Consider the following 22,553-nt stretch of genomic DNA (forward strand, 5'->3'; position numbering starts at 1 on the left):
CAATGGATGAGCAGTCGCCCGCGGCCATCGTTGGCGGCATCGCTGCCGGCCCGGCCACCCGGCGAAAAGTACGCCCGGTATCGATCTCGATCCAGATCAGTCGGGTGGTGATCGCCACTGCCGCGCTGGCGGTACTGGTCACCATGTGCGCGATGATCGCGGTGGCCGCGATGCTGGCGAAGAGCACCATGCAGCAACGTGCCGACACCATCGCCGAACTGGTGGCGGCCAGCGCTGACGTCGCGTTGGCGTTGCGTGACGCTGAGCGTGGCCGCGAAGCGCTCTCGGCGCTGTCCAGCTCCGACACGGTGACCCAGGCGCGACTGTTGCAGCCCGACGACACGGTGCTGGTCACTTACACGCAGAAGCGGCCGGCGACGGTCGGCGTGCGTCGCGCTGGTATCGACGCCGGTGACGACTGGCTCAGTTCCGCCTTGCTGATTCGCGAGGTGACCGCCCGGCGCCCGGTGCTCAACGGTGGTGACCTGCTTGGCTATGCCGAGGTGAGTATCCGCGAGCAGCACCTGGCGCGGGCGCTGATGCTGTTCGTGTTCTGCGGGGCGCTGGTGTTTGGTGCCATGGTGCTGGGCTGGACAGTGCTGTCAGGGCCGATCGGGCGCCGCATTACGCAACCGCTCAAGCGCTTTGCCGAGGTGACGCGCAAGATTCGCGACACCGGCGAATTTACGCATCGGGTGCCGACCACTCGGGTCACCGAGGTGCAGCGGCTGAGCGAAGACTTCAACGCGATGCTTGATGTGATCCAGCGCCGCACGTCGGAGGTGCGCGAGCGCAACAAGCAGCTCGCCAAGCTCGCGTTCTACGACCCGCTGACCGGGGCCGCCAACCGCGTGCTGCTGCTGGACCGCATGACGCAACTGATTGATGGCTATCGTCGTGACGACCGGCCATTCGCCGTGATCGGCCTTGACCTCGACGATTTCAAACTGCTCAACGATCAGCTGGGCCATTCGGTGGGCGATGAGTTCCTCAAGGAAATGAGTTTGCGCTGCAAGGCGGAGCTGCGGCCGTCCGACACCTTTGCGCGCCTCGGCGGTGACGAATTCATTGCGCTGTTGCCGAACATCGACAGTCGCGAGAATGCGCTGATCGTGGCGCTCAAGCTGGCCGACGCCGTGCACGCGGCCAACCACGTGCATACGCTGCCGATCAGTTGCACCGCGAGCATCGGCATCGGTCTGTTCCCGGAGGATGGGCTGGCCACCAATGAACTGATGGCGCGCGTCGATGCGGCGATGTACGAGGCGAAAGCAGGCGGACGCAACCGGATCAAGTTTGTCGGCGACGTGGTCGCCGATGTGCGACAACAGGAGAGCGTGGACGATGGTTAAGGTGCAGCACAACCAACGGGGTCGAAACTTGCTGGCAGTGATGCTGGTGCTTGTGCTGGCATGGCTTGCCGGTTGCGAGACCAGACCAGTGGCCGCCACCGCGCCCGCTGCGCCCGAGCCTACGCGGGCGGAGAAAGTGCGCACTGCGCTGAAAGCGATGAGCTTTGTTGAAGAGCCGGACGGCTGGCATCTGTCGCTGCCAGCGCCGCTGGTGTTCGAGTTTGACAGCGACACCGTCGCCAGCCATGCACGCGACAATTTGCTGCGCATTGCGCGCGAGCTGCGGGAGCTGGGGATTGATCGCACGCTGGTGCGTGGGCACACGGATAACGTCGGCACCCGTGACTACAACCTTGGGCTGTCGAAGCGCCGCGCCGACGCCGTGGCAAAGGTGTTGACGGAGGGTGGTTTTCCGGCCGACCGGGTGGAGGCGACCGGGCTCGGCTACAGCGTACCGCTGGCCGATAACGCCACGGCCGAGGGCCGGGCCAGGAACCGGCGCGTGGTGATCATCGTGCAGATTGGCTGAGCATGACAACCTCAGCTGACGCCGCCGTTGCGCCAATTGACCTGTTGATTCTTGGTGGTACCGGCTTCATCGGTGGGCCGCAGGTGCGCTACGCCGTCAGCCGCGGACATCGCGTCACGCTGTTCAATCGCGGGCAACGCGACAGCGAGCGCATTGACGGCGTGGAATATCTGGTCGGTGACCGCGACAGCGGCGACTATCGCGCCCTGCACGGCCGTCGCTTCGACGCCTGCATTGACAACGCCACCCTGGCGCCGCGCTGGGTACGGGACGCCGCGCAAGTGCTCGCCGGCAACGTGGTGCACTATTGCTTTATCTCCACGGTGTCGGTGTACGCCAGCGATGCCGAGCCAGGCGCCGACGAAACGGCAGCACGTGAAACCTATGCCGGTGAGGCCGATCCATTCACGCTGTCACCGGCCGATGTGCGCGCCAACATGGCGCTCTATGGTTCGCTCAAGACGTTGAGTGAAGACGAGGCGTTGCGCTGCTATCCGGGGCACTGCGCGCTGCTGCGGCCGGGCCTGATCGTCGGGCCGGGTGATGAGAGCGACCGCTTCACCTACTGGCCGGTGCGCATCGCGCAGGGAGGCGACGTGCTGGTCCCGCCGCGTGAAGACCCGGTGCAGTGGATCGATGTGCGCGATGTGGCGGAGTGGAGCGTGCAGGTGGCCGAGCGGCAGCTGACTGGCGCGTACAACCTGAAAGGCCCGGCGCTGGCGACCACCATGGGAGAGATGCTGGAGACAATCCGCGGAGTGGCCAACCCGGCCGCCGTGCTTCGCGAGGCGTCACGCGACTTCCTGCAGGCGCACGGGGTGCAGGCGTGGGTCGATCTGCCGGTGTGGATTCCGGGCGTCGGCGATACCGCCGGCGCACATCGGCGCAGCAACGCCCGGGCGCTCGCCGCCGGGCTGAATTTCCGGCCGCTGGCGCAGACGGTCGCCGACACGCTCGACTGGTGGCGCAAATTGCCGGAGTCACGGCAGAATGCGTTCCCGGCAGGAAAATTTGGGTTGTTGCCAGCGCGGGAACGGGAGTTGCTGACCGTCCTCGCGGCCCAGCGCTCCTGACAACCGGCAGGGTGTGCTGTTCCGCTTCCGCGAGACGAGTGCAGCTTTTCGGTGAAAGTACCGTGCGCGTTGGGCCAAGTACGGTTTTTCGTTGAAAGTCGACTTGCTACCATTTCGCCGTTCGAGCCCATATTGAATAACCGTTTCAACCAGAAGTTGCCAGCTGGCAGGAGTGCTTCCGATGCTCGAAAAGCTCAATGAACTGACCGAAGGCCACGGCGCGCTGAAGCCCGGCCACGGCCTGATCACCGGCGTGATCGCACTGTCGCTGGCAATCCTGTGCTTTCTCGGCGTGCTCGCCTTCCATTTCCCGGAATACCTGACCACACCGCAACTGCGCAAGAGTTACGACGTCGACACCATCCGCAAGATCATGCTGGTGGCACTGGTGATTGCCGGCGGCCTGAGTCTGGTGAACATTATTTTCAATCGCGCGCGCTGGCTGTCGGCCTTTGCCTTCCTGCTGGTGGCGCTGTCGGCGCTGCTCGGTGGTCACAAGGTGGACGTCAACCCGAACTTCCCTGATCACACGCCCTACATCGGCCTCGACTGGTTCATCCTCGACCTGCTCGGCTCGTCGCTGATCTTCATCTTCATCGAGAAGCTGTTCAAGCACCGCAAGGAGCAACCGGTGTTCCGCGCTGAATGGCAGACCGACTTCCATCACTTCATCGTCAACCACATGATCGTCGGCTTCGTGCTGCTGGCGACCAACCTGATGGTGCACAAGTTCTTTGGCTGGGCGGGCAACGACGGCATTCGCGGCTGGGTGCAGGGCCTGCCGTTCTGGGCCGGTGTGCTGCTGATCATTCTGGTCGCCGATTTTGTGCAGTACTGGACGCATCGCGCGTATCACGAGGTGCCGATTCTTTGGCGGCTGCATGCGGTGCATCACAGCGCCAAGAGCATGGACTGGCTGGCCGGTTCGCGGCAGCACATTCTGGAGCTGCTGATCACCCGCACGCTGGTGCTGGCGCCGATCTACGTGCTGGGCTTTTCCAAGGAAGTTATCGACGCCTACATCGTGATCGTTGGCTTCCAGGCCGTGTTCAATCATGCCAACGTCAGCGTGCGCCTGGGGCCGCTGCGCTACATCATCGTGACGCCGAATTTTCACCACTGGCATCACAGCCAGGACCAGGAGGCGCTGGACCGCAACTATGCGGCGCACTTCGCCTTCCTCGACTACCTGTTCGGCACAGCGGTGAAAAGCACCAAACTGTGGCCCGAGCGCTACGGCGTGCTCGGCGACTACGTGCCGAACGGCTTCATCAAGCAGTTCAAGTTCCCGTTCACCTGGAAGGGCTGATGGCAGCGCCCGTACGGGCTCGTCTCTGCCTTGCTTGACAATTCGCACGACCGTGCGCAAAATGCGCGCATGTCGACAGTGGCCACCAAAACCAGCAAGAGCGAGATGACGCGTGCCGCGATCATCGGCGCGGCGCTGGACATCGCGCTGGCCGAAGGGCTGGAGGCGATCACCTTGCAGGCGGTGGCCGATCGCGTTGGCTTGTCGAAGAGTGGCGTGTTTTCCCGCGTTGGTTCGCGCGAGGCGCTGCAATCGGCGGTCATTGAGGAATACGATCGCCGCTTCCTCGCCGACGTCTTCGTGCCCGCGATGCAGGCACCGAAGGGGCTGCCGCGGCTGAGCGCCATTGTGCGTCGCTGGATCGAGCGGGTGCGGGTGGTCGAGGCCAATACCGGTTGCCTGTATACCGCTGGCGCCTTCGAGCTGGACGACCGCGAAGGGCCGTTGCGCGAGCAGCTGCTGCGCGGCGTGCTGGGCTGGCGGGCGGCGCTGCGCCGTGTGGTGCTGCAGGCCGTCGAGCAGGGTCATCTGCGCGCCGACTGCGACGTCGAGCAGACGGTCGCCGAGATTTATTCGATGATGATTGGCACCGTGCATGACGCCCGCTTCATGCGCGACCCGCGCGCGGCCGAGCGTGCACACACCTGCTTCGAGCGGCTGATCCATTCGCTGGCTGCCGGTTCGTCTGCGCTGGCCACGCAACTGGCCCCAATCGCTACGTCCTAGTTCCATCGTGGCGCCCGCGACGATTCGCAGGCGTCCGAAAATGTCCCTATATTTCGCACGGTTGTGCGAATGTGTTCCGATTCACTGTCAACAGGAGTCCTTATGAATGCTGTAACAACGACTGGACAGAACCCATCGTCGCGCCAGAACGGCGCGGCGCCAGCACCGGCGTCTGGCGGCGTTGCCGTCCGCTTCTACGAGCGTAATGCTGGCGTGAGCCTGCTGCGCGGCATGCTCGGCGGTGCCGAGGCGTTGTCGTCGCGGCTGGCCGAACGCATGGCCCAGCGACTGTTCCTGACGCCGCTGCCGCTGCGCGGCTTTGCGCGCCGCAGCGCCTGGGGGCCGCAGTGGCAGATCGAGCGCTGGCCGTTTGAGCGTGTCAATGTCTGCGTCTATCGCTACCGTGGCGGCGCCGATTGCGATGAGGGGCAGATGGCCGTGACGCAGCGGCCGCATGTGCTGTTGATGCACGGTTGGGCCGGCCGTGCCACCCAGATGAAGGCCCTGGCGGAGTCACTGGCCAGTGAAGGCTTTGTGCCCATCGTGATGGATGCGCCAGCACATGGCGCCAGCAACGGCAGCACCAGCAACTTGCCGCAGTTTGCCCGCGCGCTGGAGTACGTTTGCGCACGTCTGGCCGAGCAGGGCATCAAGCTGCACGCGGTCATTGCCCATTCGCTGGGTGGCAGCGCGGCGGCGTTCGCGCTGTCGCGCAGCCGGCTGGCGCGCTCGCTGGTACTGATTGCCGCACCGGATGCCCCGCGCGACTACACCCGCATGTTCGCTCACGTGTTCGGTATTTCGGAGCGAACTCGCGCTGCCATGCAACGGCGCATCGAGGCGCAGGAGGGTCTGCTGATGCAGCAGTTCGACGCCGCCCACAGCGCACCGCGGGTCACGGTACCGACGCTGGTGGCGCACGACGCCGACGACAGTGCCAATCCGTTTGCAGCAGCCGAGCGCTTCATGCAGCATCTGCCGCAGGCGGAGCTGCTGGCGACCGCAGGCCTGGGCCATAGCCGCATCCTGAAAGACCCGGCGGTACACGCTCGCATCACGGCGTTCCTGATGCGGCAACTGGCGCCCTAGACATCGCAAGTCGGAAGTGCCGCAGTTGGGGCTGCGCTGGGCTGCAAGGTCGTCTGCGCAAGGGGCAGCCCTGACACATTCGGGGCAAGTTCTTAACCCTGGTCATGGACAGCCGCAGAAACTGTTCGCTAAAGTTCACTGTCAGATCGCCGGCTGGCACCGGCCTGCGCTGACGAAGGTGGAAAATACGCGCACTGCGGAATTTCGTTGAAAGCTGCACATGGATTTTGATGTTGTCGTGATCGGGGCGGGCCCTGCCGGTTTGAGCTTTGCCCGGGCGTTGAGCGTCGGGGAAGCAGGCGCCGGGCAAACGCCGCTGCGCATTGCGCTGATCGAGTCGCAACCCGAGGCCACGCTCGCGTCGCCGGCCTTTGACGGGCGCGAAATCGCGCTCACCCACTTCTCCGCCCGCGTGCTGCGCGAGCTTGGCATGTGGGATCGCTTCCCGGCCGACGCCGTTTCACCCTTGCGCGATGCCAAGGTGCTCAACGGCCTGTCGCTGCATGGCATGAACATTGAGCACCGGCACGGCAACAAGGACGAGCTGGGCTACCTGATCTCCAATCACCTGATCCGCAAGGCGGCGTACGAGGCGGTGAAAGATTCGCCCAACGTGACGCTGATCTGCGACGCCAAAGTGACCGACCTGCGCACGGATGCTGATGGCGGCCAGGTGACGATGGCCGACGGCAACACGCTGCGCGCGTCGCTGGTGGTTGCTGCCGACAGCCGCTTCTCGGCGGCGCGGCGCGCAATGGGTATCTCAGCGCGGATGCACGACTTTGGCAAGGTCATGATGGTCTGCCAGATGGAGCATGACGAGCCGCATGAACACGTTGCCTGGGAGTGGTTCGATTACGGCCAGACCCTGGCGCTGCTGCCGATGAACGGCAACCGCTCGTCGGTGGTGTTGACGCTGCCGCAGCACGAGATGCAGCCGCTGGAGGCGATGTCCGCCGAGGCGTTCAACGATGCCATCACTGCCCGCTTTGCGCGCCGGCTGGGTGACATGCGACTGACCAGTACCCGTCACTGCTATCCGCTGGTGGCGGTGTATGCCGACCGCTTTGTTGGCAAGCGCTTCGCGCTGATGGGTGACGCAGCAGTGGGTATGCATCCGGTGACCGCGCATGGCTTCAACTTTGGTCTCAAGGGCGCGGACACGCTGGCGCGCGGCATGCTCAAGGCGCGTGCGAGTGGCAGCGACTTCGCTTCACCTGCCGTGCTGCAGGCCTACGAGAGTACGCATCGGCGCGCGACGCTGCCGCTCTATCTGGCGACGCACGCGGTGGCCAAGCTCTACACCAGTGAATCCCTGCCCAGCCGGGTGTTGCGCGACGCCTTCCTGGGCATTGGCCAGCGCCTGACGCCGTTCAAGCGTTTGGTTGCCGCTAGCCTTACCGGGGCGCACTGACAGCCGGGCTGCCCGCCGCATCGGCGACTTCATTCCGTGTCCAATTCAATCCGAGGCCAGGCGCGACGACGCAGACAGTGCTGGTGCACGGCAAGGAGGCGCAACGACGTATCGGATTGAATTGGACCAGGAGTCAGATGCCGTGATAGCGGTCGGGCCGATGGTTAATCGCGATGACGAAATTCAGCGCGGCGGCAGCAAGCACCGAGAGCGCGACACGGTCCGCCGGCAACAGCCACAGCGCTGAGGCAAGAATCGCGACATCGCACAGCATCTGCACGCTGCCGGCGCGCCAGCCCTTGCGCTGTTGCAGCCAGATCGCCATGGCGCCGAGGCCGCCAAGGCTGGCGCCGTGGCGGATCAGCATCAGGATGCCGCTGCCCGCCAGCAGACCGCCCATGATCGCCGAGAACACCGGGTTCAGGCTGGCGAACGAAAGCAGATGCGGCAGCACTTCGGTGTAGACCGCAAGTACGGCGACTGCACAAAACGTCTTCAGCGTGAACGCAGCGCCCAGCGCCCGCCAGGCGAACACGTAGAACGGCAGGTTCAGCGCGAACAACACGGCACCGAGCGACCAGCCCGAGCCATAGTGCAACAGAAACGACAGCCCGGCGATGCCACCCGGCAGTAGGCGGCTGTCGCGCATGAAAGCCAGCGACAAGGCGACGAACAGGCAGCCGGTGAGGATGCCTTGCACGTCCTCCAGTGGCGTGTGCGCGGCGCGCGGTACCGGTGCAACGCTGCGGCTGACTGCAGCTTCCTGCGCCGGCTCGGCAGTGTTTGCGGTGCTGACGTTTGGCAAGCCGTTCATGCCGGCGATCATAGAGCGCCGTCGCGAGTGGAAAATTGCGCAACATCATGCTTTGCCGACTGGTTGCATGTGTTTCGCCGGTTGCACCCCGTTGCGCGGAGTGCTAAGTTACGCCTGTCGCCGATCCAACGAAAGGAGACCAGCATTCAGGACGGAAAACTTCCAGAGCTTTGCTGACGTTACCAATCGCGCGCAATGCGCAATGATGCTCGCGTGAGCAATCAACAAAAGCGCCCTCCGGGGCGCTTTTTCATTGTCAGTGTTGGTGGCAGCGGGTCAAGCCTTCACGCGGCGTGGCGCCATTGCCTTGACGCTGCCGTCGACGATGGTTTTCAGTACCTTGATGTCGATATCAGCGAGGCGCTTGATGTACAGACAGGCCTTGCTCGCCTTGTGTTTGCCCAGCCTCGACAGCAGATCCTCAAAACCTTCGAAGCCGGGTGTCACATACAAGGTGAGATCGTTCTTGCGTGGCGAAAAGGCAATCAGCGGCCAGTCTGCCTCGCGCCCGCCGGCGTACTGCTGGCGGTAGAGACCGAAGCCAACGATGCTGGTGCCCCACATGACGGCAGGCTCGCCGCTTGCCTTCTGCATCATCGCGGCCAGCGTGCGGCAGTCATCGTGACGCTCCGGCGCCACTGCGGCGGCGAGAAACTCGTCAAGCGACGTCGTCGTGGGTTTGGTCTTTGCTTCCGTCGCCATGGATGGACTCCTGCTGCATAGAGGTCGCGTCAACGTTGCCTGGTGGCGCCGACAGCATCGTCAGATGAGTTGACGGTGCAAGGCTATCGCAAGCAGCGGGCAGCCGGAGCAGGGGCATAAGCTTTTTCGCAGAAATGGCTTTTGCATTGGGCTCATGGCTTGAAAATGGCCAAAGTCGACAAACAACGAAAATGAGCCTTTGGTCCTGATCAGAAGCGGATTGGCAACTGAAGCTGATGGTCATCACCGCACGAGACACACTCGGGCTGTCGGTGTGCGAAGCGAGCCGGCGACCGGACGCAGCCAGCCGCGACGAAGTGCGGAAACCCGGCGCGCGCCATGCTGTCAAATGGCTTTCAGGCTGTGCTGCCATTAACGGCCACCCAACCATCAGGACCATGAGGAAACACGCATGAACGTAGAACAGCAACGCGCCACACTCGCCATCGCATTGATGAGTGCCTTTGCCGACGGCGGCAAGGATGGTCGCGAACGTGATGCACTGGAACGCATCGCCGCCCGGTTGACCGGCGAGGGTGGCAGCGCTGCCGGGCTCGACATGCAGGGGCTCTATCAGGACGTCATCTTCCATCGCGTGACGGTGGAAAGCGCGGCAGCGGCGCTCAATGATGAGGAGTCGCGCCGGCTTGCCTACGAAATGGCGGTCGGCGTTGCCAATGCCGATGGCGCCCAGAATGAGCGCGAACGCGCGTTCCTGACGCAACTGCGCGGAGCGCTGCAGTTGTCCGACGCTGACGCTACTGCCATCGAGGCGGACGCTGTCAATATCGCTGGCGCCGCGTGGGCGGCTGCGGGCGCTCCAGCCGATGCGGCGTTGCTGCATTCACCACCGCCTGGGCAAGGTGGTTCGGCGCCGACTGCGAATGTTGATCGCACCGAGCTCGACAAGTCGATCCTCAACGCCAGCATCCTCAACGGCGCGCTGGAGCTGCTGCCGCAGTCGTGGGCCACCATGGCGATCATTCCGCTGCAGACGCGCATGGTCTATCGCATCGGCAAGGCCTATGGCTACGAGCTCGACAGTGGACACATCAAGGAGTTTCTCGCCACCGTCGGTGTGGGGCTGGCATCGCAATATCTCGAACAGGCGGGGCGCCGCCTGATCGGTGGCCTGTTCGGCAAGCTCGCAGGAGGACTGGTCGGCGGTATCGCCCGCGGCGCGACCGGCATGGCCTTCTCGTTCGCCACCACCTACGCGCTCGGACAACTTGCCGTGCGCTACTACGGTGGCGGTCGCAGCATGAGCACGGACGTGTTGAAGCAGACTTTCGACGATCTGCTGGCGCCAGCGAAGGAGATGCAGGCGCGCTACGTGCCGCAGATTCAGGAGAAGGCGCGCGGCCTGAACGTTGGCAGTGTGATGGACATGATCAAGGGCAATCGGGTGTAGCGCGGCGATCTGCCTGCTGCGCGGGTTTCGCGCAGCGACATGTCATCGGTCAAGGGGATCGCCCGGATGCGTGATGCTCCGGCTGCCGACCTCGCGTCCTGATTGGCGTCCGCAGTGCGTCTATCCTTTCGCTCCCCATGCGATGTCTGCTCCGCAGGCGCCTTGGGAGCGAGAAGCTGGAGCGATGACATGAGCACCACCCTATCCATCCCGCGCTTGCTGGCAGCCACCGTGTTTGCCGCCGTCACCGGTGCATTTGCGCTGGCGCTTGGCTTGCACTTCGCAGCGCATGGCAGCAGCGTGCAACTGCCGACTGTCGCCCAACTGCTTGGCATGAGTGCCTTCTTCAGTCTGTTTACCCTGCCGGTGTCAATCGCCTTTGCCTTGCCGGCCGGCTGGCTGTGGCGACGCAATGGCCCGATTCACCCGGTGAAATGCGCCCTGCTTGGCGCTGTCGGCGGTGTACTGGGTGGCTACGGATTGCTGCTGTTCGCGTTTGTGCCGACACCGGGCTGGTCGTCAACGCTCTGGTTCGCGCTGGCGGGTAGTGCTGCTGGCTTCGTGATGGGCCACGTGATGCACGGCGGCGGCGCTGAAACGCGATCACCACGGGCGACCCCGCTCTCACAAGGCAAGCGGGCGGCGTAGTCGCTGCTGGCGCTCATCCGGCGCGCGAGAGGCGCCGCTGCACTGCCCGCGAAAAAACTGGTTGTGCGGATTCGCAACCTTGGCCATTGACGCCACTTCACGTTGGGCATGCGGGAGCGCCTGAGCCAGTTTCCGCTCGCATCCGCTATGCAGAACAGGGGCGTTCGGCGGGTCGATTGCCCGGCAATGTCAGGAGGCTGCCATGGCACTGTTTGCACTGGAAATCAACGTACTGGATTTCGTTCACCCTGCTGTCGCAACGCTCGAGAAGAATCTGGCAGCGCTTTCCAGCCAGAAGGTCATGAAGTTCGGCGGCATGAGCAATGGTGTTGGCCAGATGGTGACCAATGTCACCCGCATGGCGAAACCCGGTGAGGTTGACGTGCTGCGCTTGTGGTCGCATGGCAGCTCGGGCGGGCAGGGCGTGTCGACTGGCTTCCCCGACGCGCGTTTCAGCGTGCGTGGTCAACGCGCCGGCATTTCGCAAAGCTCGCTGCCAGACATTTCTACCGACATCAAACGGCTGGCGCCGTACTTCTCGAAGCGCGGCCGGCTCGAGCTGCGTGGTTGCTCGGTGGGCGTCGGCGACGACGGACCGAGGCTGCTGCGCGCGTTGGCCGAGCTGGTCGGCACTGACGTGTACGCCGCACTCAACGCACAGCCGATCGGACCGATCCAGTGGGCAGGCCCGGTGGTACGGATGCGGCCGGATGGCAGCAGCACGACCGGCTCGGGCCTGGATATCCGGTAATGGCTGTCATCGCCAGGCGCCCGCTACGGTGCCGCGCCGCTCTGTTGGCTACTGGATGCGGCAGCAACGCGCCTGCGAGGTAAATGTCAGCGTGCCCGTCATGGCGGAGGTGCCAATGTGGCAAACCTGCCAGCTGTTGCCTGTCGCTGCACTGGAGTAAATCGTGGCCTCACTGACGGTATTGTTGTTCGAATAGGCGCCACTACTAATTCCTCCCCCAGTCACCACGTAGCCTGCCGCGCAGGCAGCCACCGCGCAGACCGAACCGCCGCCGGGGCTCACCGTAGCGGCAGCGCTGTTGACGTTGGTGCAACTGAGCGTCGGCGTCGCTTGCGCCGGCGGCGTCGGCAGCGCGCCGAAGTAGCCCACTACATCAATGGTGAGGTGAGCACTCGCTGTGGAGACAACGCTCAGTTCATTGGCGGAAGCGCCCTGATCGATCTTGAGCACGGCAAAATTGCTGCGCACTTCGCCTGCTGCATAACTCATTGCAATGGCGCTGGCTGGTGTTGTGGCGCCAAATGCGAATGCCTTTAGCGAACCGGAGACGTTCGGGTTGATGACCGTGATATTGACGGCAACCGCTGCGAACGAGCCGGCGTTGCCGATCGCGCAGTTGTTCGCCTCGCCACCCTGGAATGAGTAGTCGCTGACCGCTGTCACGTCGAAACTTCGGGTCGTGTTGGCCGTCAGGGTGCCACCGGCAATTCGTGTGTCTGCGATTCGACAGAGCGCGACCGGCGTGTAGACAAGGTCGGCGGCAAGGTCACCGTAGGCTGCCTGAGCGCCACTGGCCGACAGCAGGCAGACAGCGGCGGCAAACACGCCAGCGAACAGGGAAGTGTGATGTTTCATGGCGACTCCTGAGAGGCAATTCTTGAGGGTGATTACGGCAGGCAATTAGCGCCGTGCGTGTCGAGAATCCATTGCAGGATCAGCGTTGCCGACCGCACGCCGGGAAAGCTGGTGTTGCGGGCGTTGCTGATCAGCGGTGCTCCGATCATGCCGACGGCAGCGCGTTCCAGCAGCATGCCATCGGTGGTGGCGATCCGGGCACCGTCACCGTCGGCGTCGAGGTTGAGGGCGGCCAGTTGCGCCTCGGCGCTAGCCAAACCGGGGCCGGATACGCCATTTACGAGCGCCGCGCCGCGAAGGCCAGCCAGATAGCGCAGGATCAGCGTGGCGTCTTGCAGGTCGTAGGCATTGTCATTGTTGACGTCCAGTGCGCACTCGTAGGCGGGATTCATCACGAAGGCACCAAAAGTCAGCGGTGCCTTGGCACTGTTCGGGATGGTGACCGGGATGGTCACCGCATTGATGGTAGTGTTGATTCGCGCCAATGAATTGGGATAGGCCGTGACCGAGGCGAAACTGCTGTCGGGGGCCACCGCAAGCGAGACCGCGCCTGCCGGCAAGGTCACTGCGCCGCCGATGACCGCGCCGGTGGTCGGGTTGATGACCGAGAAGTTGCCGTCGAAGTGATTCAGCACGTAGGCTTTGTTGGCGTCCACGATACCGATGGCGGTGGGATGGGCGCCAACCAGCGTGGTGGCGATCGTGGCGTAGCTGGTGCCGTCAAGCACGGAAACGCTGGCGCTGTTGTTGTTGGCAACCAGCAGCCGGCTGCTGGCGCCGTTCGCCAGGTAGGCCAGCGCGTAGGGCCGCGACTGCACCGCGGTGATGGTCGTTGTCACCACGTTGCTGGCGGTGTCAACCACCGAGATGGTGCTGTCGCCGCTGTTGGCCACAAACAGCCGGTCACCGGTTGGTGTGATGGCGAGGCCACTCGGGTTGTTGCCGACGTTGACGGAGGCCAGCACAGCGTGGTTGCCGGTATCGAATACGGTCACGGTGTTGCCGCCGAAGTTGGCAACGTAGGCGCGCGGCTGTGTGGGCGAGATCGCCACCCCCATCGGGCGACTGCCGACGCTGACCGTGGCAATCACCGCGCGGTCGGCCGTGCGAATGACCGACACGGTGTTGGCGGCGTGATTGGACACGTAGACGCGCTGCTGGCTGGGGCTGGCGGTCACGCCCACCGGCGCGGTACCGACTGCGATGCTGCCCAGCCACGCGCTGCTGCCGTGGTCGTAGACGGCGACGGCGCTCTGATCGTGCAGCGCAACATAGGTGTAGGGCTTGGCGCCGATAGTGCTGGATGCCATCCCGCAGACGGCAAGCAGGGCGACGCGCCACCGGACGAACACTGCGGTTCGCGCTGGCGATCGCGAGAGAACGGGCCGACCTGACTGGCACAGCCGTCGCGGCTGTGACATGCAATGCACCATGATGAGCACCTTGTGCCGGCAGCGGATGTGGCTACCCGATGCTGTGTAAACGTAGCGACGAGGTGAATTGCGCCAGCGGCTGTCTGCTGACCGCACTTGCCGGCACAACGTCAGCCAGCAGCTTTCAGCTGAAATCCCCATCGCGACTGGGCTTAGACCCGGATTCTCCCAATAGTCGATATTCAGCCAAACGGCAATTTAGCCCCAGCCAAATGAGGCTTTCATCGAAAAGCCGTTGGTCCGCACGGACACCCGATTTGGCAGCCGCAGCTGCGGCTGCCATGGTGTCGCACGAGTGTCGGTAACGCGCCGCCGGTCAGGCGGCCGCCGCAGCGTGCAGTTTTTCCAGCTCTTCGCGCAGACTGCCAATCACTTTTTGCAGTTGCCCCACTTCGAGATCGAAACTGGGGTTCACCAGCGGCGATTCGGCAAGTTTCAGCACCGCATTGGCTTCATCCAGCTTGCTCTCCAGCATCGCGTTTGCCGCAGCGGTGGTGAGCGCACTGCGCAGCATCTGGCTGTGCTGCTGGCGCGTGACGGCGTTCTGCAGCGCCAGACTCAGCGCATGGGCGACGATGTTGAACGTGGCGGCGGCCGCAAATGGCCGCTGCATGCCATCGAGCAATTGCTGCACCTGCGCGACCGAGTCGCGGATCTGGCTGTTAACCGTATCTGCGCTGGTGGTGCCCGCATCGTCGGCGTCTGCTGCGTCCGCCGTCATTTCGGCATCCGTATTGCGGCAGTGGTCAGCGCCATGACGCAGCGTGTGGTTAACACTTCCCGAAGCGAATCGGTGGCCTGCTGCTGCGTGACTGCGTTCTGCGCCGCGTTGGCCATGGCCTGCGCGGTCGCCTGGTAGAGCGAGGACATCGCCTGCGCCGGGGCGTCGCCCAGCACCTTGACATTGGATTGCGTGACAGCGTCAGTAATCTGGTCGTTGACTGCGGTGGGGAAAGCCATCATCAGCTCCTGTCTGCGGTGTCGCCGACGAGCAATGCCACGCAGCGGGTGAGCACGGCCTGCGCCAGCACGTTGCCCTGCTGCTGTGCGGTGGTGGCGTTGTGAGCCGCATTGGCCAGTGCCTGCGCGGTGGCCTGATACAGATTGCCCATCGCCATGGCGGGGGCATCGCCGAGCACCTTGACGTTGGTTTGCGTGACGGCATCGGTGATCTGGCTGTTGACTGCTGTGGGGAAGGCCATGCTGGTGAAACTTTCTATGGTGTTGATTGATGGGGAGACTTGCCGAGTGCTTCGGTTTGGCGTGAGGCGTGCTAGCTGTCGCCCACGTTCATGCTGGCTACCGCGTCGGTCACGGCCGCTTCTGCTTCCTGCATCGCGCGGTCCGCCGCCTCGGCGGCCGAATGGGAAGCTTGCACGCTCGCCAGAATGGCATCGACCGATGGCTTGCCCGGTGATGGGGTGGCCGGCTCCGGCGACGGCGGCTGTTCGTCGGCTGTCGATGCGGTATGCGCTGGCGTGGTAACGGTATCCATGCGTGGCAGTTTGTCATCGCATCTCGCCAATGACAACGTCTCAATTGGGATGCGAAAAGTCACAAAAGTGATCGTATGCCCCGGCAAAGTTCTGTTACCGCAAGCGGTCGCAACGGAGGTTGCGCTGCAATCAGAACTCGCCGCTCAGGCTTGCCGTAAGATGGTCGGTATGGTGCGGTGGCACGCACGATGGGTCTCGTCAAGCGAGAACGCGACATCGCGGAACATTACGTACTACGGAGATTGATGATGGAACCCGGATTTCATGCGCTGTCCGATCTCTTCAAGCAGCTGGGCTTGCCTTCGGACAACGGCAGCGTGCAGCAATTCATCATGGAGCACGCTCCGCTGCCCGACGCAATGCGCCTGGAGGACGCGCCATGCTGGGCGCCTGCGCAGGCCGCGCTGCTGCGCGAGCAGTTGCTGCAGGATGCCGACTGGGCCGAAGCAGTGGACCTGCTCAACGTCGCGCTGCGGCGACGCTGATCTTTACAGCGTGCCTTGAGCGTTGCCCGCCTATTTCGCGAGGTCGCTTGAAAACAACGCTGCACGCCTGATCGCACCTGCGGTCAAGCCATTTTCGCGACGATTGCGACCTGGTTTTCAAGCTACGGGCGCATTGGCGGTGTAAATCGGCGCATCTTGCAACGGCGTCCTGGACCGATAGCACACACTATCGGCGCTGCGGCCGACCGTCGCAACCTGCATCCGATTTTCACGCGCCACTGCATCCCGTCCCTCATGAAATAGGCGGGCTAGTCATATTGCAGCGTCGGTGCGGGGGTGCCGAAGCAGTATCGGGCAGCGCCTGCATTGCTGCCGGCATCGGTACACAGATGGGCCGCGCGTGGCTGGCCAGGGTCTGTCTCGGAAGCCATCAGTACGGTACGTACCAGCCGGCCTTCCAGCGCTTCGCTGTCGGTGTCGATCTGCGCTGCATTCGATCGCATCGAAGCTGGAGCCACCACCACGCCATTGCTGACGCGCTCATAGCCGGATCCATCGGCTTGCGGCTGGTGTGCCCCCGAAAGATCCAGCGCGGTCAGCGTCAGCACCAGCGCGCTGACCGTAACAGCAAGTCGGGAAGATTTCATTTGCGGCTCCCTGAAAGAGATATCGAAGCGCAGCTGGGGGAGAGGAGGAGGGACCAGGGAAACTGCGCTTCGATGGGAGGATTGTTGACGCGCTACTTGCCCGCGACAGCCGGTGTATCGCTCGTCGCGCTGTAGGACAACGCGCAGTCGGGTGTCTGCGCGATACAGCGAGTTCCTTGCCTTACCTGCTTCGATGTCATCCGGGCGACTGCGTTCGCCAACGCTGCCCGATTCGGCGACCATGACCACGCCGTTGCGGCATGCGGCTGCCTCCGGTCCTGCGGGCCCATATGAGATGCACTGGTCACCGCCATGCGCAAAGACAGTCGCCCCTGAGTCCGCTCAACATCGAGCGGGTACGCCAGTTGATTCAATTGACTGAGAAAAACTTACAGTGTAAAAAAGAGTCTGTTCGACCTGTCTCCGGCGGCCTGCATGTTTTGCCGCATGTCCGGAAGTCAACTTGTGGCCCGTCGCAGATCAGCCTTGCGGCGGCAGTGACGAACACAGCATTCGGGGGAGATCAATCAACACAAATGGAAAACACGTGACATTCAAAATGCGCACAACAAGTCTCGCCCTGTCGCCGCTTCTGCTCCTCGCCAGCGTTGCCAGCGCACAAACCACACCTGGAAATTGGTATGTGGAAACGGGCTTGGGAATTACCCATGCCAACGGCAACTATTCCAGCCAGGTTGGGGCTTCGCTGGCGCCCTCGTCAAACTATCGATTTGATTCAGCCTCGTACGATCACACCGGGACACTGGGTGGGCGCGTGGCTATTGGTTGGCGCGCCGCATCGGTCCTTGCGGTGGAGCTGGCCTATGCGGACTTCGGACGCCACGATACACGGGCATTGGCCATCCCCATCCAGACCCTCACCGGCGCTTCGACCATCGATGGACGCTTTCGCGTCAGCGCCGTGACACTTGACGCTGTCGGCCAACTCCCGCTGCCCGGGGCATTGTCGTTGACCGCGCGGGTTGGTGTTGCCATGACCGAGCAACGCTACTCGCAAACACGGACATACAGCAACCCGCCGGGATCTGTTGCCGCAGACTACCCGACGACGCGGCAGACTCGCCTGCACTGGGGCATGGGCGCGCAGTATGCGATTAACCCCAATCTCGCAGTCGTCGCCAACTATGAGCGCATTGAGTATGTCGGCAACGATTTCTCAAGCGCGCCCATCGACAGCGGCACACGTGCCGGCAAATTTGGCTACGGCTTGCTGAGCGTGGGCGTGCGCTACAGTTTCTAGTCGCGACTCGCGCTGCCGACCGCACCAGATCGGGCTGTTTGCGCGAGCCACTGCCACTCATTCACTCGAGTTTGAACTCGCGCAGCAGCGCGGCGAAGCCGCGCTCGAACACCTCACCGAAGTGCTCGGCAGTGGCCATACGGCCCACCAGCGCCAGTTGCGGGTAGTCGCGTTCGAGCACTTCATCAGGCAGCGGCGAGAGCGACGACGGGCCATTGGCATAGCCGCTGCTCTCGTCGAGCAGCGCACCCGTCATGTAGTAACCGAGAATCAGAAAGCCTCGGGTTGCTTGTTCAGGCGGCAACCCGGCGTCGTAGAAGCAAGTCAGTATCTCGTTCAAAAATCGGATTCCCGTGGCCGAGTTGCCGCGATGCAGCGTGATCCATTGATAGAAGCGCGGATGCCGCAGCGCGAATACGCGCCAGCTATGAACGAAAGCGCGCAATCGCTGTGCCGGGCTCAAGTTCTTGTCCGGTATCGGCATGCTGCCGAGCACGCGATCCACCAGCGCATCCAGGATGTGCGCCTTGCTGGGAAAGTAGTGGTAGATGCTCATGGCCTCACATTCGAGCCGCGCGCCGAGCTTTCGGGTGCTGAAGGCATCGATGCCCTCCTCGTCGATCAATGCCAGCGCTTCAATCTCAATCCGCTCACGCGTCAGAGGTATGCGCTTTCGCACAGCGGGAGATCGGGTGGGCTTCGCTTTGGTCATAGGAATCGTGAGAAGTAGCCATGCAACGAACTTACGACGTAAGGCGAGTGCTAGACTTACGGCGTAATAAAAGTCGAAGGTGCGGATAGAGAAGCCAATTCACCGGCTGCTGCCCGGACGGTCAACAAGGCTAAACGCATTTGTGTTTGAGCGCATTTTATTTGCTCAAGACAACGGCGCCCGTCGCCTGACTGCAACCGGGGTGAGCCCACGCTCGCGAAGGACATTGATGTTTGCATGTCGGTTTTGCAGCTGCTCACGGTGAAGCGCCCAACGCACAGAAAGCAAAGGATGAACAGCGTGCGAAATCTCCGCTGGTTGGTACTCTTTTTCGTTGTGTTGTCGTCATGGTTCGCCACCCCGGCGATAGCGGCCTTTGCCAGCGGCACCGGCATCGCACGGGTGCCCGCGTCGACGGGCAACGACGAGGGTTACGGCATCGCCCTGCAAAGTGACGGCAAGATCGTGGTGGCCGGGCGCTGCATCGACAGCGGCGCCAACCCGTGCGTGGCACGACTCAACGCGGATGGCAGCATGGACACCAGCTTCAATCCGACCGGCGCGGTGCCGGGCAAGCGCGTGATTGATGGTCTCGTCATCAACACGTCCAGCTTCCTGCGCGGCGTCAAAGTGATGATCGCTGCTGACGGCAGGATTGTGCTGGCCACCACCTGCTCGCTGGCCAATCGCAACTACATCTGCGTCGCCCGGCTCAACGCTGATGGCAGTTTCGATGGAGCTTTCGACGGCCCCGATGCGGGCAATCCAGGTAACGGCCGCTTCCGCTTGCAGATCACCACATCGCTTGATGAAGTCCTGTCTGATGTGGCCCTGCAGCGCATCGACGGTCGCATCGTGCTGGTCGGTCAATGTGGCAGCTACCACTGTGTGGCCCGGCTCCGGGCGACCGACGGCAGCTACGATGCCGACAGCGCTGACTTCGGTCTGCTCGGCCCCGCCACCGCCGATCGCCCGCCCGGCGATCCTGCCGCCAACGGGCGATTTCTGTACCGCTTTCCGAGCACCTTCAACAGCGCAGGGGTCGGCAACGGCATCGCGGTCGAGACCAGCAATGAAGGCAAGATCGTCATCGCCGGGACTTGTGGCACCAGCGCGCTCGAGCTTTGCATCACCAAACTCAACCGCGATGGCACCTTCGACGCCGACTTTCGCGGTGACTCCCTGCCCGTCGGGCAAGGCGGCCGCGTTCGCATCCTGACCACCGACGAGTCAGGTAACGCGGTCAAGCAGCGCGCCGCCGATATCAAGATGCAGGCCGACGGGCGCTTCCTGGTGCAGTGCGGTTACTTCCGCACGTCCAGCTGGAGCCAGTGCCTCTATCGCGTCAACAGTGACGGCACCGTCGCGACCAGCTTCAGCAGTGGTCTGCCGTTCCCGAGCGAGCCGGGGCGCGTGGTCTACAACGCAATCGGTGACGCGCTGGCATTCACCATCACTCCAGGTAGCGGGTCCTACGCTAATCGGGTCGTCACCCTCGGCAACTGTGACGGCGTGGGCGGCAACACGGGTGGCACCTCCTGTGTCACTGCCGTTCGCAATGGCACCGGCCCGGCCAGCGCCGATGGCACGATCGACACGTCCCTCGTCGGCCCCAACGGCGATCAGCTCGGAACATTCAACTTTCGTACACGTGGCCTATCACTGCGCAACAACGATACCCGCGAAATTGTGGCCGACGCGAATGGCGATTTCTACATCGTGGGCGAATGCGACGGGCAAATGTGCGTCTACAAGTTTCGCGCGGACGGCGCGCTCGACACCGGCCCCTGCGTTGCTGATGCCGACGCAGATGGACGTGTCTCTGCTGCGTCCGACGGTCTGGCAATTGTTCGCAACATGCTGGGCGTGCCGATCCCGGTGACGATACCGCCGGGGCTCGGCTACGACATTGATGGTGACGGCGTGCTCAACGCGTCGCGCGATGGTCTGCTGATCCTGCGTCGCATGCTCGGCTTCACCGGCACCGCATTGCTGCGCGACATCCCGTCCGCCACCACGGCCAGACGCACCACTGCGTCCGACATCGAAAGCTATTTGCGTATGCGCTGTGGCATTCCGCGCCCCTGAACATAAGGCTGCCGCTGCACTGGCCGCGTGAGCGGCCGGGAGCAAAATCCGTAGCGTGAAGCGCGGCCAACCCGCGCACGAGGTCGCGGGCAACGATTTGATCGAGTTCGCGCGTTGTGTGCCGACGTTCACCGTCCACAAGCCGGCGTGAGCAGCATTCGTCCAGGGCGACGTTTGTAGAGAGGTGGGCATCGCAGCATCGATGCCGCACTTCGCTCAACCTGCCGAATGGATCAACATGAACAAGTCAAAGTACTCACTTCGCTCACTGCTGCTTGCCGCCACAATGATCGTCGCCGCCACCGCGACCACGGCGTCGCACGCACGGGCCACCTTAAACGCCTGCGCAGGCGGCGTGTCGTCGGGGTTCCAGCAGGCCTGCGAAGGGCATAGCGGTTACTTCGCGATCAACCTCAAACTGTCCGGCGATGGCGGCTGCCTGGAGATGTGCTGCACGGGTGACTCCAGCTCCGGCTATACCTGCTTGTCCGACCCCAACGCCATCCGCCGAGTGTCGGCGCTGTGGGTTGGGCCGCAGCTCTCCATCATCACCGCCAGCAAGGAAGGCGCGATCGCCCCGGCGCCGGCGGGCGTGGTCATCACTGTCACCGTTGCGCCTGAGGCGGAGAAATAGGGGCAACGAGGCAATCCGCCATTGCCACGCTCTCGCGATATGCAGCAGGTGGGAGCCCGCTACCGCTCCCATCTGTCGCGTCAACCGCAGATGTCATCGGACATTTCGGGACGGTTACCGTGAGCTATGCAGCGGGACCGTGAACGACCTGCCACTTCGTCTTCCCTTGCGGTTGCGGTAGTGGTAGTGTTCGCCCCAGCATCCGCTTGCTGCGGATTGTTCACAAGGGGAAATTGATGAACTGGATGAACGGATCCCACGCACGCCAGTTGCGATGGGCCCTGGCTGCTGTGTTCGCGCTCGGCGTCTTGCCAACCGGCGCAGCCGTCAACGTCGTCGCGCACTATTCGCTTGGCGAAGCTGACGGTGGCGCGGTCGCCGGCGCAGTCGCCGCGTCGGGCACCACAGCTTCGGTCGGCGCGACAACACTGCCGACCATCGGCACACCTGCCTACTCGACTGCGGGTGCACCGGCGCCGCGGCCGTCGCGGCTCAGCGTGCAATTCAATGGCAGCACGGACGGTTTCCGCACGCCGGCCGTGCTCTCCACGGTGACTGACAATTTTGGTGTTGAGGCATGGGTCCGGGCCAGCTCGACTGCGGGCAACAGCCAGGTGGTTTACAACGGCAATTCATCAACCAGCGGCTGGGGGCTCTTCCGCAATGGCGCCAGCTGGGGCTTTCTGTACGGCGGCCAGGTGCTGGCGGCGACACCGGCGTCCAGCGTTGATCTGAACACCTGGACGCATCTCGCATTGGTACGCAGCGGCGGCGTCTCAACGCTCTACAAGAACGGCGTTGCGGTCGTCAGCTCGGCAACCGCGCCAGCGGTTCCGGCCGGCGCTTTTGCCATTGGCGTCGGCGCACCGTCGAACGGCGAATTCTTCGCAGGCAACATCGACGAAGTCCGCGTCTTCACGTTCACCGCAGGTCAATTTGCAACCTCTGATCTGCTGACCGGACTCAGCTACAACGATCCGCCCGTGGTGGTGCCAGTGAACGCGCCGCTATGGCTCCTCGCCGCAGTGCTGGCGTTGCTCGGTATCGGGGCGGGCTTCATTCGGTCACGCCGTTCTGCCTGACGCGAGCGGGGGATAACCGGTCTCTGTGCATCGGCGAGGTGATGCGGCGGGTGACGCTCTGCGTCTCCACCATGTGTCACG

At 63.5% G+C, this 22,553-nt stretch carries 25 protein-coding genes; 15 read left to right on the forward strand and 10 right to left on the reverse strand.

Annotation, left to right across the window (positions count from 1 at the left end; all coding sequences use genetic code 11):
- The first annotated feature begins 2 nt into the window (after nt 1–2).
- From FKL89_RS05980 to ubiM, 7 genes are all read left to right on the forward strand, one after another.
- Nucleotides 3–1,352: a sensor domain-containing diguanylate cyclase gene (locus tag FKL89_RS05980; RefSeq protein ID WP_156861895.1), complete on the forward strand. Its 1,350-nt coding sequence runs from the start codon at nt 3–5 to the stop codon at nt 1,350–1,352.
- Between the two features lie 37 nt (nt 1,353–1,389).
- Nucleotides 1,390–1,881 carry an outer membrane lipoprotein YfiB gene (gene yfiB, locus FKL89_RS20340; protein WP_475393015.1) on the forward strand — a complete coding sequence of 164 codons (492 nt, stop codon included), beginning with the start codon at nt 1,390–1,392 and terminating at the stop codon, nt 1,879–1,881.
- Between the two features lie 2 nt (nt 1,882–1,883).
- Nucleotides 1,884–2,954 (forward strand): Rossmann-fold NAD(P)-binding domain-containing protein, encoded by a 1,071-nt coding sequence (locus FKL89_RS05990; protein WP_156861897.1) that lies wholly within the window; start codon nt 1,884–1,886, stop codon nt 2,952–2,954.
- Between the two features lie 181 nt (nt 2,955–3,135).
- Nucleotides 3,136–4,263: a sterol desaturase family protein gene (locus FKL89_RS05995; protein ID WP_156861898.1), complete on the forward strand. Its 1,128-nt coding sequence runs from the start codon at nt 3,136–3,138 to the stop codon at nt 4,261–4,263.
- 69 nt (nt 4,264–4,332) lie between these two features.
- A complete protein-coding gene (locus FKL89_RS06000) occupies nt 4,333–4,989 on the forward strand; it encodes a TetR/AcrR family transcriptional regulator (protein ID WP_420361138.1) in 657 nt (218 codons plus the stop codon).
- Between the two features lie 102 nt (nt 4,990–5,091).
- Nucleotides 5,092–6,078 carry an alpha/beta fold hydrolase gene (locus FKL89_RS06005; RefSeq protein ID WP_156861899.1) on the forward strand — a complete coding sequence of 329 codons (987 nt, stop codon included), beginning with the start codon at nt 5,092–5,094 and terminating at the stop codon, nt 6,076–6,078.
- 220 nt (nt 6,079–6,298) lie between these two features.
- A complete protein-coding gene (ubiM, locus tag FKL89_RS06010; protein WP_156861900.1) occupies nt 6,299–7,492 on the forward strand; it encodes a 5-demethoxyubiquinol-8 5-hydroxylase UbiM in 1,194 nt (397 codons plus the stop codon).
- A gap of 133 nt (nt 7,493–7,625) precedes the next feature.
- On the opposite strand, the gene FKL89_RS06015 is transcribed toward ubiM, so the two are convergent.
- A complete protein-coding gene (locus tag FKL89_RS06015; RefSeq protein ID WP_337786228.1) occupies nt 7,626–8,306 on the reverse strand; it encodes a YitT family protein in 681 nt (226 codons plus the stop codon).
- A 276-nt stretch (nt 8,307–8,582) separates the two neighbouring features.
- The gene (locus FKL89_RS06020; RefSeq protein ID WP_156861901.1) at nt 8,583–9,008 is read right to left on the reverse strand and encodes a DUF1801 domain-containing protein; all 426 of its coding nucleotides are present in this window, start codon (nt 9,006–9,008) and stop codon (nt 8,583–8,585) included.
- A 412-nt stretch (nt 9,009–9,420) separates the two neighbouring features.
- Between FKL89_RS06020 and FKL89_RS06025 the strand changes: the two genes are divergently transcribed.
- The 3 genes from FKL89_RS06025 to FKL89_RS06035 all read left to right on the forward strand — a co-directional run bounded on the left by FKL89_RS06025 (nt 9,421) and on the right by FKL89_RS06035 (nt 11,818).
- Nucleotides 9,421–10,419, forward strand: a complete 999-nt coding sequence (locus tag FKL89_RS06025; RefSeq protein WP_156861902.1) for a TerB family tellurite resistance protein — start codon at nt 9,421–9,423, stop codon at nt 10,417–10,419.
- Nucleotides 10,420–10,608: 189 nt separating this feature from the next.
- On the forward strand, nt 10,609–11,067 hold the full coding sequence (locus FKL89_RS06030) for a hypothetical protein (RefSeq protein WP_156861903.1): 459 nt from the start codon (nt 10,609–10,611) through the stop codon (nt 11,065–11,067).
- 202 nt (nt 11,068–11,269) lie between these two features.
- Nucleotides 11,270–11,818, forward strand: a complete 549-nt coding sequence (locus FKL89_RS06035) for a DUF4347 domain-containing protein (RefSeq protein WP_156861904.1) — start codon at nt 11,270–11,272, stop codon at nt 11,816–11,818.
- A gap of 48 nt (nt 11,819–11,866) precedes the next feature.
- On the opposite strand, the gene FKL89_RS06040 is transcribed toward FKL89_RS06035, so the two are convergent.
- The 6 genes from FKL89_RS06040 to FKL89_RS06065 all read right to left on the reverse strand — a co-directional run bounded on the left by FKL89_RS06040 (nt 11,867) and on the right by FKL89_RS06065 (nt 15,601).
- Entirely contained in the window at nt 11,867–12,673 is an 807-nt protein-coding gene (locus FKL89_RS06040; RefSeq protein ID WP_156861905.1) for a hypothetical protein, read from the reverse strand.
- A 32-nt stretch (nt 12,674–12,705) separates the two neighbouring features.
- The gene (locus FKL89_RS06045) at nt 12,706–13,983 is read right to left on the reverse strand and encodes a YncE family protein (RefSeq protein ID WP_162527407.1); all 1,278 of its coding nucleotides are present in this window, start codon (nt 13,981–13,983) and stop codon (nt 12,706–12,708) included.
- A 439-nt stretch (nt 13,984–14,422) separates the two neighbouring features.
- Nucleotides 14,423–14,827: a RebB family R body protein gene (locus FKL89_RS06050; RefSeq protein WP_156861907.1), complete on the reverse strand. Its 405-nt coding sequence runs from the start codon at nt 14,825–14,827 to the stop codon at nt 14,423–14,425.
- Complete coding sequence (locus FKL89_RS06055; protein ID WP_156861908.1) at nt 14,824–15,066, reverse strand: RebB family R body protein; 243 nt, start codon at nt 15,064–15,066, stop codon at nt 14,824–14,826. Before FKL89_RS06055 ends, FKL89_RS06050 begins: the two co-directional genes overlap by 4 nt.
- A gap of 2 nt (nt 15,067–15,068) precedes the next feature.
- Nucleotides 15,069–15,308 carry a RebB family R body protein gene (locus FKL89_RS06060; RefSeq protein WP_156861909.1) on the reverse strand — a complete coding sequence of 80 codons (240 nt, stop codon included), beginning with the start codon at nt 15,306–15,308 and terminating at the stop codon, nt 15,069–15,071.
- Nucleotides 15,309–15,379: 71 nt separating this feature from the next.
- A complete protein-coding gene (locus FKL89_RS06065; RefSeq protein WP_156861910.1) occupies nt 15,380–15,601 on the reverse strand; it encodes a hypothetical protein in 222 nt (73 codons plus the stop codon).
- 246 nt (nt 15,602–15,847) lie between these two features.
- On the opposite strand from FKL89_RS06065, the gene FKL89_RS06070 reads away from it, so the two are divergent.
- Nucleotides 15,848–16,087 carry a DUF2789 family protein gene (locus FKL89_RS06070; RefSeq protein ID WP_420361139.1) on the forward strand — a complete coding sequence of 80 codons (240 nt, stop codon included), beginning with the start codon at nt 15,848–15,850 and terminating at the stop codon, nt 16,085–16,087.
- 269 nt (nt 16,088–16,356) lie between these two features.
- Here FKL89_RS06070 and FKL89_RS06075 read toward each other — a convergent pair whose 3' ends face one another.
- Nucleotides 16,357–16,695, reverse strand: coding sequence for a hypothetical protein (locus FKL89_RS06075; RefSeq protein WP_156861912.1), 339 nt, complete (start codon nt 16,693–16,695; stop codon nt 16,357–16,359).
- Nucleotides 16,696–17,254: 559 nt separating this feature from the next.
- Here FKL89_RS06075 and FKL89_RS06080 point away from each other — a divergent pair.
- A complete protein-coding gene (locus tag FKL89_RS06080) occupies nt 17,255–17,956 on the forward strand; it encodes an outer membrane beta-barrel protein (RefSeq protein ID WP_156861913.1) in 702 nt (233 codons plus the stop codon).
- Nucleotides 17,957–18,017: 61 nt separating this feature from the next.
- Here the strand turns inward: FKL89_RS06080 and FKL89_RS06085 are convergent, their stop codons facing one another.
- Complete coding sequence (locus FKL89_RS06085) at nt 18,018–18,668, reverse strand: TetR/AcrR family transcriptional regulator (protein WP_156861914.1); 651 nt, start codon at nt 18,666–18,668, stop codon at nt 18,018–18,020.
- Nucleotides 18,669–18,968: 300 nt separating this feature from the next.
- On the opposite strand from FKL89_RS06085, the gene FKL89_RS06090 reads away from it, so the two are divergent.
- From FKL89_RS06090 to FKL89_RS06100, 3 genes are all read left to right on the forward strand, one after another.
- Nucleotides 18,969–20,756: a hypothetical protein gene (locus FKL89_RS06090; RefSeq protein ID WP_162527408.1), complete on the forward strand. Its 1,788-nt coding sequence runs from the start codon at nt 18,969–18,971 to the stop codon at nt 20,754–20,756.
- A gap of 238 nt (nt 20,757–20,994) precedes the next feature.
- Complete coding sequence (locus tag FKL89_RS06095; RefSeq protein WP_156861916.1) at nt 20,995–21,390, forward strand: hypothetical protein; 396 nt, start codon at nt 20,995–20,997, stop codon at nt 21,388–21,390.
- Nucleotides 21,391–21,626: 236 nt separating this feature from the next.
- Complete coding sequence (locus tag FKL89_RS06100; RefSeq protein ID WP_156861917.1) at nt 21,627–22,472, forward strand: LamG domain-containing protein; 846 nt, start codon at nt 21,627–21,629, stop codon at nt 22,470–22,472.
- Nucleotides 22,473–22,553 lie beyond the last annotated feature (81 nt).

It is taken from the genome of Casimicrobium huifangae, from assembly GCF_009746125.1.
Lineage (GTDB): Bacteria > Pseudomonadota > Gammaproteobacteria > Burkholderiales > Casimicrobiaceae > Casimicrobium > Casimicrobium huifangae.